This window comes from Acinetobacter sp. RG5, from assembly GCF_031844265.1.
In the GTDB taxonomy this organism is placed as follows: domain Bacteria; phylum Pseudomonadota; class Gammaproteobacteria; order Pseudomonadales; family Moraxellaceae; genus Acinetobacter.
The window spans coordinates 151,716-168,395 of record NZ_JAUZUV010000002.1; the positions used below are offsets into that span (position 1 = coordinate 151,716).

The window sequence follows — 16,680 nt, forward strand, 5'->3', positions numbered from 1 at the left end:
CCAAACGCCTGCATGATTGCAGGCGTTTCAAATCAGGGGACTACCATGTTAGACCGTACACCATCTCGTGAACTTCAAGAACATCTTTGGGTTTTCCCTATGGATTATCCAATTAAACTGATTGGCCTTGCGGGCGATGAATTGCGTCACGCTGTCATCGACATTTTTCTGAAACATTTTCCAGATTTTGAAGGTGATAGCGTAAGTGTTACGCCATCGCGTACTGGCAAATATCATTCCATTACCGCACAACTGCGCTTTTTGGAACTGGAACAGGTTCATGCAGTATATGCAGATTTGGCCGCTTGCCCGCTGATTAAAACAGCACTGTAATCGAAAATACAAAAGACACGCTTCCGGGCGTGTTTTTTATGCCTATGCAGCGCTAAGATACCCATGAAATATTGCTGATCTCGCCCCTATTTCATGCCGAAGTCATTATAATTATGATCAGTTTTTTATAATTACCAAGGACACTCCCTGTGACTGATGTGCTGCAAAAGCCCGAGCTGATCATTCGTCAATATCACGACCTCACACCTTATGAAGATCGTTTTCTGGAAATGAAAACATTTACGGAAACCCGTGATGAACATAGCCCGGATCAATTGTGGATTTTGCAACATCAGGATGTACTGACTCAAGGTCAGGCAGGCAAACCGGAACATATTTTAATACCAAGCAATATTCCGGTGATTCAGACCGATCGTGGTGGTCAGGTGACCTGGCATGGTCCCGGTCAATTGGTGGCTTACTTCATGTTTGACTTGAATCGTCTGGGCTGGAATGTGCGCACGCTGGTGTCTTATGCTGAAAACCTGATGATCGAATTGCTAAAAAAATATGGCATTAATGCCTATGCCAAACCGGATGCCCCCGGGGTTTACGTCGCTGAACGCAAAATTGGCTCACTTGGTTTTAAAATTCGCAAAGGCCGTAGCTATCATGGTTTGTCCCTAAATCTGGATTGTGACCTAAGCGGATTCAATACCATTAACCCTTGTGGCTATGCAGGACTGGAAATGGTACGCATGAGTGATTTGCTCGAACAACCACCCCAATTCAGCCAGTTGTGCACTGAAATTATTGAAACTTTGCGTCACAGCGGGTACTTTAAGCAAGTAACTGTCGAGCAAAGATAAAGCCTTTGCATTTCAACCCCAAATAAATTAGAGTATTTACTCTAAACTAATAATATTGAGATAGGGATCATCACGTGATTGCGACTAAATCCGTAAAACCCGCTTTGCAGCTTGCCTATGTCAAATTCATGATGGATGTGATTGGCCGAGGTCTGGTCATGGCAAGTCAGGTGGATGAAGAAATCAAACAGGAAGTAGCCCATTTTCCAGAAAATTTTACTCTTTCCATGAAAGTCTTTCCGCATGGTCCGGCCTTTGTGGCGCGGGTCACTGAGGACAAACAACTGGAACTGGTCAAAAATCTGGAAAAAGCACCTGATTTGATTATTACCTTTAAACATCTGCACCATGCCTTTTTGGTGTTTTCTTTTCAGGAAAGTACTTCACAGGCTTTTGCCCATGACCGTATGATTGCTGATGGCGATATTTCCAATGCCATTCGTCTGGTACGCTGCCTGAATAAAATGGAAGCACTGATTTTGCCAAAAATGGTGGCACAACTGGCAGTTAAAGAATATCCAAGCAATCTAAGCCTAAAAGAAAAACTAAGCGAAGCGAGCAGCATTTATCTGAAAATCGCTCAATCCTATTTGAAACGGAGTGTATAACATGGCTAAACCTTATTATGAATTTTTCTGTCCGGTCAAAGTAATTGCCGGTCATGCCGCGTTAGAACATATTCCGTTTGAACTTGCGACTTTAGGGGCAAAACGTCCGCTGATCATTACCGACAAAGGTGTACGCGCCAACAATCTGCTAGCGCCAATTGAAGCCGCATTTGAAATGGCGGATGCTGCAATTGTAGCGATTTTTGATGACGTCCCACCCGACTCTAGCTTGGGTACAGTACGCAGTGCAGCAAAACTGTATCGCGAAAATCATTGTGATGCGATCATTGCTGTGGGCGGTGGTTCAGTCATTGATACCTCTAAGGCAACCAATATTCTAGTCTCTGAAGGCGGTGATGACCTGCTGAAATATTCAGGTGCTCACAACCTGCCTAAACCGCTGAAACCGTTTTTTGTGATTCCAACCACGTCTGGTACAGGTTCAGAAGTGACCATGGTCGCTGTCGTGTCGGACACTGAAAAGAACGTCAAAATGCCGTTCGCCTCTTATTATCTGATGCCGCATGCTGCAATTCTGGATCCACGCATGACCCAGACCTTGCCGCCGCATTTAACCGCCATGACCGCAATGGATGCGATGACCCATGCGGTTGAAGCTTATACCTGCATGGCAGCCAATCCAATTTCGGATGCTTATGCGACTGCAGCAGTCAAGAAGATCAGTACCCATCTATTTAATGTACTGGACAATCCTTCCGATGCACAAGGCCGTCTGGAACTGGCTCAAGCATCGACCATGGCAGGAATTGCATTTTCCAACTCGATGGTCGGCATTGTACATTCATTGGGGCACTCATTGGGTGCAGTGGTACACCTGCCGCATGGTTTATGCATGAACTTATTCCTACCTTATGTGCTGGAATATAACAAAGAGGTCAATGGCGATAAAATTGCAGATCTGCTCCTGCCTTTGGCGGGTGCCGATATTTATGCACAAACGCCAGCGCATCTACGTGCTGACAAAACTATTGCAACGATTCTAACCATGCGTGACCGGATTTACAGTCTCACCAAATTACCGCGCACATTACGTGAAACCGGTAAGATTTCTGAAGCCCAGCTCGATGAAGTGGCAGAGAAAGCCCTGAATGATGGTTCCATCATTTATAACCCGAAAGAAGCCACCCTGGAAGATTTAAAATCTATCTTAAAAAAGGCTTGGTAATTACTGAAAAATAAGCCAATATAGCCGAAATTCTAGCCTGATGTTTTTTTAAGCATCAGGCTTTTATCTTGCATAAGAAAAAATTCGATTTCTATTTTTGAATGGCACATTTTATGCAGGACAAAAGTCAAAAAAATAGCTAGCAAAAGCCGTTCTTTTCAAGTAGATTGGCGGACTTTTATAGAAAACTGTAGGGGGGATCGTTCGTCTCAAACGATCCTTATAAATATGACTGATCCTTGATCAACGATTAAGAGGATAACGCCGTTGACTAATATCTCTGGGACTCAATCGGCAGCTAAACTGCAAAAAACGCTGGGACTCTGGCACATCATTATTATTGGTTTAGCTTATATTCAACCCATGACCTTGTTCGATACATTTGGTCTGGTATCTGAAGAAAGTAACTTCCACGTTCCTACCTCTTACATTTTTGCACTGATTGCAATTTTGTTAACCTCCTTGAGCTATGGTCATATGATTCGTCGCTACCCTTCTTCGGGTTCGGCCTATACCTATGCGCAAAAATCCATCCACCCGAACGTAGGTTTCATGGTGGGTTGGTCATCCTTGCTGGATTACCTGTTATCGCCAATGGTCAATATCATCCTGGCGGTGATTTATCTGGAAGCACTTTTCCCAGACATGAACCATTGGGTTTGGGTCATTGGTTTAACCGCCTTTATGACTGCGATTAACCTTCGCGGTGCGAGATTTGTTGCCAACTTCAACAGTATGATTGTATTCGTACAATTGGGCGTCATTGCATACTTCACCTGGATGGTTTACCAACTTTTGGAAGGTGGCGTAAATGCAGATGGCACACTGGTCGATGCAAAGTATCAACTGTGGAGTTTAGAGCCATTCTGGAATGAGTTTACTTCTGTTGCTGCCCTGATTACCGGTGCAACCTTACTGTGCTTCTCATTCACAGGTTTTGACTCTTTGAGTTCTCTGGCTGAAGAAACCAAAGATACTGAGAAAACCTTACCTAAAGCGATTTTCTTGACTGCATTATTGGCAGGTATCATCTTCATCATCAGTACTTACTTCATGCAGATCTTCTTCCCGAATGATCCAAAAACTTACTTTGAAGATATCGCTGCAACACAGCCGGATATTTTACAAGCTGTCGGTGGCGTGGCGTTTAAAACAGTCGTACTTTACTTCGCAATTGTGACAGTCATGGCTTCTGGTATTTCAGCACATGCGGGTGTATCTCGTCTGATGTACGTGATGGGTCGTGATGGCGTAATCAACAAGAAGATCTTCGGTCATATTAGTCCGAAAAACTACACACCTTCATACAACATCCTGATCGCTGGTGCAGTGGCTTTAACCGCTGGCTTTATGGATCTTGATTTTGTGGTGTCATTGATCAGCTTTGGTGCCTTAACGGCATTCAGTTTCGTCAACTTATCGGTGATTTCACGTTATGCATTACGTGATGGTCGTACCAAGAGTGCCAAAGAGATCATGAACTTTGTCGTGGTTCCTTTACTTGGCTTCATTTCAGTCTTTGCATTGTGGTTAGAAGTCGATGAAGCTTCGCTTAAATACGGTCTGATCTGGGCATTTGGCGGTATCTTGTACTTAGGTTATAAAACCAAAGGCTTCAAGCACCCTGCTCCTCAGCACAATGAATTTGACGATAAATAATATCGTTTTGCTTCAAATAAAAAAGGCGCTTCATGCGCCTTTTTTATGTCTGTCATGTTTTGATTTTACTAATGCAGATAGCAATCAAAACCCATCTGGGTATTGACCCGATTATTTTCATAACCCAGTTTCTCAATAAACAGACTGCGATTAGACAATAACTTTTGCTCTTCCGGACCTAAACGGGCTTTATTCTTGACGGCCAGTTGATACATTTCATCCACGACATCTTGAAAAATATCACAGACTTCCTCACGCTTGGCAGGCTTTAATTTACGCCCCCGCCAAGTCCATTGAAAATCATCTGAATTCAGGCTCTGCCCCCATTTTTCAATACGCGTATCTAAGCGTTTCTGCATGTTGAGCAAACCCTGCTGTATTTCCGCTTGAGTAATGGGTTGAACTTCCTTTGTTGCCGATGTGGCGGCACTGCCCTCTTCCGCACTCACGGAAGCCGCAATAGATCCAAGGCAACATGCGATGATAAGTTTTAATAGAGGCTTCAAGGCTGCACCTTTTGTTATATTTGATGAAGTTATAAATTCAAGCATACAATGAAGTGAAAAGCAGTTTATCTATTTATTACACAAAATAAAAAAGCCACCCAAAGGCAGCTTTTAGAATTACTACAAATATCAGCTTAAAGCGTTTTAAAACCCTGCTGACGCCAAGCTTCATACACAATCACTGCTGTGGCATTCGATAGGTTCAAACTTCGGGAGTTCTCTGCCATCGGTAAACGAATCCAGTGCTTTTGCGGAAACATTAGACGAACATGTTCAGGCAGACCACGAGTTTCCGGCCCCATTAACAAGGCCACAGGACGGTTTAAATCCGAAGTATGCGGTGTTTCAGAACCTTTGGTGGTCAATGGATAGATTGCATCCAGACCAATGCCTTTACTTGCCAGATCAGCCAGACAGTCTTCGATATTTTCCCAAATCTGCATATTGGCATATTCGTGATAATCCAGACCGGCACGTTTCAGTTTTTTGTCATCCAGTTCAAAACCCAGCGGCTTGACCAGATGCAACTGTGCTCCGGTATTGGCACACAGACGAATGATATTGCCTGTATTTGCAGGAATTTCAGGCTCATATAAAACAACGTGGATCACAGCTTACTCACTTAATATATTTAATTCAGACACGACATTCGTCTTGCGCTCGGGCAAAGCAGTGCTTTGCTTATCCTCTTACTTCAGGCACAGCCTTCGTCTTGCGCTCGGGCAAAGCAGTGCTTTGCTTATTCTCGCTCATGCCATTGCAATTGTTCACGTAAGCGTACAACTTCACCAATAATGGTCAAAGTCGGGGCTTGAATCTGATGTTCGGACACTTTGGATGCAATATCAGCAAGCGTTCCTACTACAACTTTCTGTTCAGGCGTCGTACCTTTAGAAACCAAGGCCACTGGCATGTCGGCTCGTTGACCATGAGCGATTAATTCTGCACAGATTTTCTCCAGTCCCACCAGCCCCATATACAGCACTAAGGTCTGGTTTTCATAGACCAACTCACTCCAAGGCAATTCTGGCGAACCTTCTTTTAAGTGACCAGTCAGGAAACGCACACTTTGCGCATAATCACGATGGGTTAATGGAATGCCGGCATAGGCTGAACATCCTGAAGCTGCAGTAATACCTGGAACCACCTGAAAAGTAATCCCAGCAGCAAATAGTTCTTCAATCTCTTCACCGCCACGCCCGAATATAAATGGATCACCACCTTTCAGACGGCAAACCCGCTTTCCTTCACTGGCATATTTGACCAATAAAGCATTAATCCCATCTTGCGGAACCGCATGATTGGAACGCGCCTTACCCACATAGATCTTTTCCGCATCACGACGACATAGATCCATAATTGGCGCTGAAACCAGTCGGTCGTAAATCACCACATCGGCTTGCTGCATCAAACGCAAGGCTTTTAAGGTCAACAATTCTGGATCACCCGGACCCGCACCGACCAAGTAGACTTCACCTTTTGGCTTTTGCCACTCTTGTAATGCTTGCTCGATCAGGCGATCTGCTTCAGCGATATTGTCGTTGAACACCTGTTCTTTTAGCGGACTGGCATATAAATCTTCCCAGAAAATACGGCGTTCATCTGGATTGACAATTTTAGCCTTAACCGCACTGCGCCATTTTCCTGAAAACTCGGCCAACTTGCCCATACCATGTGGAATAGTCGTTTCAAGCTGAGTTCGGATCTGCCGCGACAATACGGGCGACGTGCCATTCGATGCCACCGAAATGACCAAGGGCGAACGGTCAATAATCGCAGGCACCATAAACCGGCAATGCGGCGGATCATCAACGCTATTGACCAGGACATTTTCCGCTTCACACAGTTCAAAGACCTGACGATTGGTCTCTGCATCGTCAGTCGCTGCAATAACCAGTCGATATGGACGTAACGCAACTTCAGGATGAAAAGCCGCCTGCACATATTGTCCTTGGCTATTTTGCACAATTCTCAACAGACTCTCTTCAATTTCAGGCGCAATCACATGAATGATCGCACCTGCTTTTTGAAGTAAAAGTGCTTTACGGTATGCAATATGTCCACCACCGACAATCAGACAAGGTTGCTGTTGCAACTTTAACGAGATTGGAAAAATATCCACGAACTACCTCAAAATTATAAATCTGACTGTCTATGCAATTTTCATGCACATTTAGGGATGCTGAGATCGACAATTAGTCGATATAAGTCACACCACCCATATATGGACGTAATACTTCAGGAATCTCAATCGAGCCATCGGCACGTTGATAGTTTTCCATCACTGCAAGTAAAGTACGACCCACGGCCAGACCTGAACCATTCAAGGTATGCACAAATTCAGTTTTCTTCTGATCAGCACGGTAACGCGCTTTCATACGACGCGCCTGGAAATCCCCCATGTTTGAGCATGAAGAAATTTCACGGTAGGTATTTTGGCTTGGTACCCAGACTTCCAAGTCATAAGTCTTGGTCGCACCAAAGCCCATGTCACCACCACAAAGTAAAATTTTACGATATGGAAGTCCGAGTGCTTGCAAAATGCCTTCAGCATGGCCAGTCAATTCTTCAAGCACTTGCATCGAAGTTTCAGGTTTTACAATCTGAACCATTTCGACTTTGTCGAATTGGTGCTGACGGATCAAACCGCGGGTATCACGACCATAAGAACCTGCTTCACTACGGAAACATGGTGTATGCGCTGCATATTTCAATGGCAGACGGTCTGCATCAATAATTTCATCACGTACGAAATTCGTCACTGGCACTTCAGCAGTTGGAATCAGATAAAACTCTTTTTCGCCCTGCAGCCTAAACAGATCTTCTTCAAATTTAGGCAGCTGACCAGTCCCACGCAATGAATCTGCATTGACCAGATAAGGCACATAGGCTTCGGTATAACCATTTTGATCAGTATGCGTATTTAGCATGAACTGGGTAATGGCACGTTGTAAACGTGCTAATGAACCTTTTAGTACACTAAAACGTGAACCGGTTAATTTGGTCGCGGTTTCAAATTCCAGACCGCCCATCATTTCGCCTAGATCCGTATGATCTTTGATTTCGAAATCAAATTCACGCGGTGTACCCCATTTCAGGATTTCCACGTTATCACTTTCGTCTTTACCTTCAGGCACAGCTTCATCGGGCAAGTTTGGAATAGACAGTAATTTTTCTTCAAGCTCAGCTTGCAGTTCAGCCAGTGCTGCTTCAGCCGCTTTGATTTCATCACCAATCGCAGACATGCGTGTCATGATTTCAGATGCGTCGCCACCTGCTTTTTTAATTTGACCGACTTGTTTGGCACCGGCATTACGTTCAGCTTGCAGGGTTTCTGTCTTGGACTGAATCTCTTTACGGCGTGCTTCTAGGGATGCCCACTCTTCAACATTGAGTTGAACACCACGTTTTGCCAAGGCTACATTTACAGCCTCAATATTATTTCTGAGTAATTTCAGGTCGATCATAATCAATCTTTGCAGAAGAAAAAAAACTGGCTATAGTGTAAGCTCTTAACGTCAAAAAATACAGTGACCATGACCCTGGCTGCGTCCTATTAGCACAATATTTAGGAAGCTTCTTACTGCAAAATGGCTAAATATTCAGGCTGAATCACTTCATTTAAATCCGCATAGGACACTTTTAATTCAGGCATTCCTGCTGCTGCCGGAGCTAGTTCGCCTGCCGGATACACCATCACCAGACCTGTTGTATCAAAATAATAGTTATCACTCAATTTTAACTGCTGTTGTTGAATCCCTTGCGTATTCAGCCATTGAGTATTAGCCTGATACATTGCATTCAGCAGTTTCTGCTCACCGCCATTTAATAATAGTTGAGAGAGGGCCAAACGTTTTTTCTGTTTTAGATCAAAATTGATATATTCCACATGTTTCAGAGAAGCATTTTTATTCCTTGCCAGATTGGAACTTTTTAAGGCAAAAGTCGCCAGATAAGCACGCTGATCGACAAATTCCACCTTGATAAAGCGCTGATCCAGATAATGCGGCTCATCAGCTTTTTTAGGATTTTTCTGGGTGAATTTGGTGAATGCAACAGGTTCAGTATGCTGAATACGCTCAATAAAATATTGATTAATCCAGTCAATATTGCTGTCCACCGTCTGTAGATCAAAGCGTACACAACCTTCTATTTCACACACCACTTTGGCTGCCCCTTTAATTGGAACGGTTTTGGCTTCAATTTGCACAACCCGATCTGTTTGCGCGAGCGTTGCCACTGAGCTGGAGTGAGGCTGACAACCCATCATACCCACAGTGAGTAACAAGACAGCGTAAATTTCAGCAGTTTTCAATAGATTAATTTTCATCCTGAGCTCCCAAAATTTTACAATTTCATTGACTCGACTTTTATTTATTCTAAGATGCTCTCCTGTTTAGATATAGCTGAACCTTGTAGCCTGTCCAAAATAATCCTGATGATCGGCAATAAAAAAGCAACCTCGAAAGGTTGCTTTTTTATTTGGTTCATATTGATGCTTATTGATCAATAATGTCCGTACCTTTTGGTGGAGTAAAGTTAAAGGTAGAGGCTGGAATACTGCTATTTACTTTTACATTACTGAATTTGATATTGGTGGTTTGTCCCAATGAATCCTGCAAGATCATCAAGCTTGGTGCTTTGTTCGCGCCAAAGCTAATGGTCAGGCTTTCAAACACACCATCGGTATTTTTAGGATACAGCGTGTAATAGGTTTTGCCTTTATTTGGCTGAGTCACCCGGTAAGACTGCATAATCTGGCTGGTGTTTCCTGACAGCAATAACGCCGGCGTATTGGCAACCTGCTCATCTAAGCTTTGACGAACGGCTTGCTGCAAGTCCGGATCATAAATCCATACGGTTTTACCCGTGGTTGCAATGACTTGCTTCGACGGTGCGGTCGTTTCCCAATAGAATTTACCCGGACGCGCGACTTTCATCACCCCTTTAAAGGTTTGATTCATATGTTGTGCAGTCAAACCTTTTTTCTGGGTCGCTCTCGGATTGGTGACCTTAGTGCTTTGTTCGAAATTTGCCGTCATGCTACGCACATGATTGAGCTGCTTGACCAGACTGGCTGTTGCCTGTTGCTCCGAAGCTGCCACAGGTGCAGCAAACACGGTTGTACTCATCACCGGTGCTAAAGTCACTGCACCCAGAGCCATAGCACAGACGGTTTTACGAAGCATATTCATAATTTCACCTTTATATTTTGCGTGATCGCAATTTATTTGATAGTTCATCTTAAACGAAAATTAAAAGCTAAAATGATAGAAAATAAGAACTTTTGTATTGTTATTAATTCGAAACCGGTTTTTTTGTTCATCATCATGAAGATTTCAGGACAATTTTTACATTATGGAATGTCGCTTAATCTAAGCATTAATTTTCAGGCATAAAAAAACCCACAATAACTGTGGGCTTTTTTCTATCTCAGCGAATTACGCGTCAACAGATACGTAGCGACGGCCGAATTGACCTTTCACTTCGAATTTTACTACGCCATCAGCAGTAGCAAATAATGTATGGTCACGACCCATACCAACGTTTTGACCAGCGTGGAATTCAGTACCACGTTGACGAACGATGATGTTACCTGCAGTTACAGTTTGACCACCGTAAACTTTAACACCTAACATCTTAGGATTCGAATCACGACCGTTCTTAGTCGAACCACCGGCTTTTTTAGTTGCCATGTCTATTTACTCCTCGTAATTAGCCTGAAATAGCTGTAATTTTCAACTCAGTGAACCATTGACGGTGACCTTGTTGTTTACGGTAGTGTTTACGACGACGCATTTTGATGATGCGGATTTTGTCGTGACGACCATGGCTAACTACTTCAGCAGTTACAGTAGCACCAGCAACAACTGGAGCACCGATTTGAATGCTTTCACCGTTAACAAGCATCAATACGTCATCAAACGTAATAGTCGCGCCAGTTTCAGCTTTCAATAATTCTACTTTAAGGGTTTCACCCTCAACTACACGGTGCTGTTTACCACCGCTTTGGATTACTGCGTACATAATGTACTCCAAACAAGCCCGTGCCGTCGTGCCGATAAAGGAATATATCGAACTTAAGACGTACGCCACTGGGGGGATATCTAAGGGCGAGGATTTTAAGGGATATTCAAAAAAACAACAAGCCATTTTACTGAAATAATAATGAGCAGGATGCGCTAATTATTTAACTATTAAATAATTTCTATCAAATCAAATACTCAAGATATATTCAGCAACAAAATAATACAGCAGAAATCCGGCCAGTTTGATTAATATACTCAGCCTGACGAATAGGGCCACGCCCCTGACCTTTCCTGATTTTTTATGGCTCAAAATATGGATCGAATCTACATAAGATCTATAAAAAGCTGATTTTTAGTGGAGTTTATGCATTTCTTAGGTTTCACTCATGTTATAAATTGTTAAACTACGCCCAGCGATTTACCAGACTAGAGGTTTTCTTTCACATGACCATCGACTTTAAGCAAGACATTCTCGCGCCTGTTGCTAACGACTTTGCTGCGATGGACACATTCATTAATGAAGGAATTACCTCAAAAGTTGCATTAGTGATGGCTGTCAGCAAACATGTGGTAGAAGCGGGTGGCAAACGTATGCGCCCGATTATGTGCCTTTTGGCCGCCAAGGCGTGTGGTGCTGAAAATTTAGAACCGCACCGCAAACTGGCTGCAATCATTGAGATGCTGCATACCGCAACACTGGTGCATGATGATGTGGTGGATGAGTCTGCCCTGCGCCGTGGCCGCCCGACGGCCAATGCGACCTGGAATAACCAGACTGCGGTTTTAGTCGGTGACTTTCTGATTTCACGTGCTTTTGATTTGCTGGTCGATCTGAACAACATGGTGTTGCTCAAAGATTTTTCGACCGGTACCTGTGAAATTGCTGAAGGTGAAGTGCTGCAACTACAATCCCAGCATCAACCGGAAACCACTGAAGCGACTTATTTGAATATTATTCATGGCAAAACTTCGCGCCTGTTTGAACTGGCCACCGAAGGTGCTGCCATTTTGTCGGATAAAGATGAATTCCGTCAGCCTTTAAAAACCTTTGCCGGACATTTCGGCAATGCTTTCCAGATTATTGATGACATTTTAGATTACACCTCCGATGCGGACACGCTCGGCAAAAATATTGGTGATGATCTCATGGAAGGTAAACCGACCCTGCCATTGATTGCGGCACTGAAAAACACCACCGGTGAGCAACATGAAATCATCCGTCGCAGTATTGCGACTGGCGGTACGGAACATCTGGAACAGGTCATTCAAATTGTCAATGAATCTGGTGCGCTGGATTATTGCCGTCAACGTGCTACAGAAGAAACTGAAATTGCAATTGATGCCTTACAGGCATTACCTGACTCCGAATATCGTCAGGCCCTGATTAATCTGGCCAAACTGGCCCTACACCGAATTCAGTAACTTTTAAACTCGCCTATGCATATTAATTTTCTAGATCTTTTTCAAAACATGCAACACCAGCTTGAACAACCTCGGGCGGTGCTGGATGAAAATCTTCTGATTGAACTGGTTGAAAGAATCAGACCTGAAGACAGCAGAAATACCGAAGAGATCGAAGCGAAATTCAATGCATTTATCCGGGCTTTATTACTCACCCCGAATGCGGTTGCCACGCTTCAAACCTTTACCCTGCGGATCATTAACCGCTATAAACAGACCGGTCTGTTTTCCGATACCGGTATTTTGTCTCTGGATGGGTTCTGGAACCAGCTGAATCAGCGCCTTGGCGCACATGTCTTACCGCTGATTCCCGACCATCAGCAACTCCAGGAATTATTCCGCAAGGTTTTTTATCAGCGTACCGATAAATACTGGCTGGATTATTTTGATGAAGATGACTGGCAACGTTTATTTTCAGTCCTGAATCAGGGACATTCCAATCAGCCTGAAAAAACCCGAATTAAAGACCAACTGATTAAGGCACTGACCATTTTGTCTTACCGGATCAGTGGTATTGGTCTGCACCCTGAATTTATTAATGCCCAGCCTGAACTGATGGAATATGAATCTCCCTTTCTGGTACAGAATCGTGAGATTAACGAGTTTATTCAAGAATATAAAAAACGTTACAACACGGTCACTCTAGTCGATTCGATCACGCCCCCCGATGCGTCACAAGCGCTGGTGATGCTGGAGCAATGTCATGATGTCGTGGCTAAGATTCGCCGTTCTACCAAGCGGACTGGCGTCAGTGTTAGCCTGACCTATATGCTGGCACTGCTGGAACAATGTCTGGAACGGGTCGAGATTCTGCTGAATATGGTGATGGATGACGATGATCTGCGTTATCAATCCATTGGCCTGTTTATGGCGGACATTACTGAAGCAATTTATAGTGAACGCAGTGTGCGGGCCCTGCTGGCTACCAATAGTGAACTTTTAGCTTTACAGGTAACTGAAAATGCCAGCAAGACTGGTGAACATTATGTGAGTACCGACAAGCAAGGCTTTCTGGCCATGTATAAATCGGCTGCAGGGGCTGGTGCCATCATCGCAACGATGGCCACCTTAAAAGTTCTGATGACACGCCTCACCATGGCCCCTTTGATGCAGGCCTTTAGCTATAGCATGAACTATTCACTAGGTTTTATGCTGATTCATGTGCTGCATTTTACCGTGGCAACCAAACAACCGGCGATGACTGCCGCTGCACTGGCTGCTACCGTACAGCAGCGTAAAGGCTCGAAAATGGCTCAAATTGCCGAGCTGGCTGCGCTGATTGTAAATATCATCCGCACCCAGTTTGTCGCCATTTTGGGCAATATTTCTATTGCAATTCCCGTAGCAGCATTGATTACCCTGCTGTGGGATTTTGCGCTGCATGAACCTTTAATGAATCATGCCAAGGCTGCCAAAACCCTGCATGACCTGAATCCGTTTACTTCGTTGGCAATTCCGCATGCAGCGATTGCCGGGGTATGTCTGTTCCTGTCCGGATTATTGGCCGGTTATTTTGACAATATGGCCGTTTACCGCAAAGTTGGTCCGCGCCTGAAAGCCCATGTGCGGTTATCTCAGCTGATGGGGCAAGAACGTCTTTACCGTTTTGCTGATTATATCGAACGCAATCTGGGTGCACTGGCGGGTAATTTTATTTTCGGGATCATGCTCGGCAGTATGGGTACCCTTGGTTTTATTCTCGGTCTGCCACTGGATATTCGCCATATCGCCTTTGCCTCTGCCAACTTTATTCAGGGTCTAATTACGATCAATGGTCCCGATATCGGCTTGATCGTAGTGTCTTTTCTGGGTGTGTTACTCATTGGCCTGACCAACTTGTTTGTCAGTTTCACTCTGACGATTATTGTAGCCTTACGCGCACGCCGGGTGCGTTTTGAACAGTGGAAACCTTTGGCAAAACTGGTCATGACGCACTTCCTGACCCGACCTAGTGATTTCTTCTGGCCACCCAAGCAAAGCATTGAAATTGACGAAAATCATACATCGACAAAAACTCAAAACTGAGATAATTACACTATATTTAGCAACAAATTCCTTACGAAAAAAATGGAATTCGCATAAAATACGCACACTTGAAAAAAAGTGTACTGACAAGTACACTTTGGTCAGACAATTGACCGATCTGCGAACGGTTAAAAGAACAAGGATTTTTGGCATGCATTACTTGTTACTTTTTGTCGGTATTTTATTTTTAATTTTCAGTGTGTTCATCCTGAATATTCCCGCTTTAAACGAGCTCGACTTGCAAGCTGTGGAATGGATGAGTCTGTATCGCACCGAGTTTTGGAATCAAATTACTCAGTCCTTATCCTTAATAGGTGGCATGCCATTTGTATTATTTTTATCCACGCTATGGTGTATTGCATTGCTGTGGTATAAAAAGTATACAAACGCAATTTTTATATGTATCGGAATTATCGGAGGAATTCTCCTAGCTTGGCTGTTGAAATTTGCAATTGCCCGACCCCGACCACCAGAATCCTTGCATCTGGTTGAAAGCTTTGGAAGTTCCTTTCCAAGTGCCCATAGTCTATATGCGGCCTGTCTGGCGTGTCTGGCAATTTACATCCATCGGCAACATTCCCGTTATACCCTCACTGTGATTGGTGCAGTGGTATGGATGTTGATGATGGGGATCTCAAGAGTTTATCTGGGTGTACATTTTCCTTCAGATGTCATATCCGGCTGGAGTATCAGTTTTATTTGGATTTCGTTGTGGTATATGGTCTGGATCAGATATTGCGCGGCTCACAAATAAGAAAATTTAGATATAAATCTAATTAGAGGTGGAATAATGATGTCTGCAAAGCTTTGGGCACCTGCCCTGACTGCTTGCGCAATGGCAACAAGTCTTGCACTTGTTGGTTGTAGCAAAGATCCTAAAGAGGGCCAGCAAGCTGGTGCTCAACAACAAATGCCACCGACTGAAGTCGGTGTTCTTGTTGCACAACCGCAAAGTGTAGAGCAGTCTGTAGAGCTCTCAGGTCGTACAACAGCATTTGAAATTTCAGACGTACGTCCACAAGCCAGTGGCGTGGTGCTTAAACGCTTGTTCACGGAAGGCAGCTATGTGCGTGAAGGTCAGGCCTTATATGAAATCGATTCAAGCACCAACCGCACTACAGTAGACAATGCCCGTGCAGCGATTGCCCGTGCTGAAGCCAATCTGGGCGTATTGCGTGTGAAGGAAGGCCGTTACCGTCAACTGGTCGGTACCAATGCCATTTCCAAACAGGAATATGATGACATCGCGGCACAGGTCAAACTGGCTGAAGCTGATTTGAATGCCAATCGCGCAACTTTGCGTAATGCAGAAATCAACTTGGGCTATTCGACTGTACGCGCGCCGATTTCAGGCCAGACCAACCGTTCGTCTGTGACGGCGGGTGCTTTGGTAACAGCGAATCAGCCAGAGCCATTGGTAACGATTCAGCGTCTAGATCCCATCTATGTAGATATCAACCAGTCAAGTGCCGAGCTTTTACGTTTACGTCAACAGCTTAATCAAGGCAGCTTGAACAGCTCTAACAATACCAAAGTCAAGTTAAAGCTTGAAGATGGCAGTATCTACCCGGTTGAAGGCCGTCTTGCATTCTCTGATGCTAGCGTGAACCCGGAAACAGGTACCGTGACTTTACGTGCGGTATTCCCGAACAAAAATCATCTGCTTCTTCCAGGTATGTTTGCCACTGCGCAAATCGTACAGGGTGAAGTACCGAATGCTTTCCTGATTCCGCAAGCAGCTTTGACTCGTACCCCAACAGGTCAGGCAATGGCGATGCTGGTCGGTGCTGACAATAAAGTGACGCCACGTCCAGTGACTACCGTTGGTTCTCAAGGCAGCAACTGGATTGTGACTGAAGGTCTGAATCCAGGCGATAAAGTGATTGTAGATGGTATTGCGAAAGTAAAACCGGAACAACAGGTCGTGGCTAAACCTTACCAGCCTCAAGCTGCTGCACCACAGGGTGCTGCACAACCTGCTGCCCAACAACCAGGTGCAGCGCAAAAAGCGGATGATGCAAAAGAACAATCTGAACAAAAACCTGCTGCTAAAGCATAAGGAGT

General features: G+C 44.3%; 17 protein-coding genes. 9 read left to right on the forward strand and 8 right to left on the reverse strand.

Features of this window, described 5'->3' with window-relative positions; all coding sequences use genetic code 11:
- Positions 1–45 precede the first annotated feature (45 nt).
- From Q9R21_RS03410 to Q9R21_RS03430, 5 genes are all read left to right on the forward strand, one after another.
- Positions 46–333 carry a YbeD family protein gene (locus Q9R21_RS03410; protein ID WP_253112155.1) on the forward strand — a complete coding sequence of 96 codons (288 nt, stop codon included), beginning with the start codon at positions 46–48 and terminating at the stop codon, positions 331–333.
- A 149-nt stretch (positions 334–482) separates the two neighbouring features.
- Complete coding sequence (gene lipB, locus Q9R21_RS03415) at positions 483–1,142, forward strand: lipoyl(octanoyl) transferase LipB (RefSeq protein ID WP_004645796.1); 660 nt, start codon at positions 483–485, stop codon at positions 1,140–1,142.
- Positions 1,143–1,216: 74 nt separating this feature from the next.
- Complete coding sequence (locus Q9R21_RS03420; protein ID WP_311203732.1) at positions 1,217–1,750, forward strand: hypothetical protein; 534 nt, start codon at positions 1,217–1,219, stop codon at positions 1,748–1,750.
- A gap of 1 nt (position 1,751) precedes the next feature.
- Positions 1,752–2,936, forward strand: coding sequence for an iron-containing alcohol dehydrogenase (locus Q9R21_RS03425; RefSeq protein WP_004280629.1), 1,185 nt, complete (start codon positions 1,752–1,754; stop codon positions 2,934–2,936).
- A 267-nt stretch (positions 2,937–3,203) separates the two neighbouring features.
- The gene (locus Q9R21_RS03430; protein WP_004280630.1) at positions 3,204–4,595 is read left to right on the forward strand and encodes an APC family permease; all 1,392 of its coding nucleotides are present in this window, start codon (positions 3,204–3,206) and stop codon (positions 4,593–4,595) included.
- A gap of 68 nt (positions 4,596–4,663) precedes the next feature.
- On the opposite strand, the gene Q9R21_RS03435 is transcribed toward Q9R21_RS03430, so the two are convergent.
- The 8 genes from Q9R21_RS03435 to rplU form a co-directional block, all read right to left on the reverse strand.
- Positions 4,664–5,146: a hypothetical protein gene (locus tag Q9R21_RS03435; RefSeq protein ID WP_004645798.1), complete on the reverse strand. Its 483-nt coding sequence runs from the start codon at positions 5,144–5,146 to the stop codon at positions 4,664–4,666.
- Between the two features lie 89 nt (positions 5,147–5,235).
- Complete coding sequence (locus tag Q9R21_RS03440; protein ID WP_004280633.1) at positions 5,236–5,712, reverse strand: tRNA (cytidine(34)-2'-O)-methyltransferase; 477 nt, start codon at positions 5,710–5,712, stop codon at positions 5,236–5,238.
- 128 nt (positions 5,713–5,840) lie between these two features.
- Positions 5,841–7,223: a siroheme synthase CysG gene (gene cysG / locus Q9R21_RS03445; RefSeq protein WP_311203733.1), complete on the reverse strand. Its 1,383-nt coding sequence runs from the start codon at positions 7,221–7,223 to the stop codon at positions 5,841–5,843.
- A 73-nt stretch (positions 7,224–7,296) separates the two neighbouring features.
- Entirely contained in the window at positions 7,297–8,568 is a 1,272-nt protein-coding gene (serS, locus tag Q9R21_RS03450; protein WP_253146417.1) for a serine--tRNA ligase, read from the reverse strand.
- A gap of 113 nt (positions 8,569–8,681) precedes the next feature.
- On the reverse strand, positions 8,682–9,431 hold the full coding sequence (locus Q9R21_RS03455) for an RsiV family protein (RefSeq protein ID WP_311203734.1): 750 nt from the start codon (positions 9,429–9,431) through the stop codon (positions 8,682–8,684).
- 169 nt (positions 9,432–9,600) lie between these two features.
- On the reverse strand, positions 9,601–10,296 hold the full coding sequence (lolA, locus tag Q9R21_RS03460; protein ID WP_004280638.1) for an outer membrane lipoprotein chaperone LolA: 696 nt from the start codon (positions 10,294–10,296) through the stop codon (positions 9,601–9,603).
- Between the two features lie 246 nt (positions 10,297–10,542).
- The gene (rpmA, locus tag Q9R21_RS03465) at positions 10,543–10,797 is read right to left on the reverse strand and encodes a 50S ribosomal protein L27 (RefSeq protein WP_004280639.1); all 255 of its coding nucleotides are present in this window, start codon (positions 10,795–10,797) and stop codon (positions 10,543–10,545) included.
- Between the two features lie 19 nt (positions 10,798–10,816).
- Positions 10,817–11,128 carry a 50S ribosomal protein L21 gene (gene rplU, locus Q9R21_RS03470; RefSeq protein ID WP_004280640.1) on the reverse strand — a complete coding sequence of 104 codons (312 nt, stop codon included), beginning with the start codon at positions 11,126–11,128 and terminating at the stop codon, positions 10,817–10,819.
- Positions 11,129–11,574: 446 nt separating this feature from the next.
- Between rplU and sdsA the strand changes: the two genes are divergently transcribed.
- The 4 genes from sdsA to Q9R21_RS03490 all read left to right on the forward strand — a co-directional run bounded on the left by sdsA (position 11,575) and on the right by Q9R21_RS03490 (position 16,675).
- Complete coding sequence (gene sdsA / locus Q9R21_RS03475) at positions 11,575–12,552, forward strand: All-trans-nonaprenyl-diphosphate synthase (RefSeq protein WP_311203735.1); 978 nt, start codon at positions 11,575–11,577, stop codon at positions 12,550–12,552.
- Between the two features lie 15 nt (positions 12,553–12,567).
- Entirely contained in the window at positions 12,568–14,616 is a 2,049-nt protein-coding gene (locus tag Q9R21_RS03480) for a site-specific recombinase (RefSeq protein WP_311203736.1), read from the forward strand.
- Between the two features lie 151 nt (positions 14,617–14,767).
- Positions 14,768–15,370 carry a phosphatase PAP2 family protein gene (locus tag Q9R21_RS03485; RefSeq protein WP_219308715.1) on the forward strand — a complete coding sequence of 201 codons (603 nt, stop codon included), beginning with the start codon at positions 14,768–14,770 and terminating at the stop codon, positions 15,368–15,370.
- Between the two features lie 36 nt (positions 15,371–15,406).
- On the forward strand, positions 15,407–16,675 hold the full coding sequence (locus tag Q9R21_RS03490; protein ID WP_004814853.1) for an efflux RND transporter periplasmic adaptor subunit: 1,269 nt from the start codon (positions 15,407–15,409) through the stop codon (positions 16,673–16,675).
- Positions 16,676–16,680: the final 5 nt, after the last annotated feature.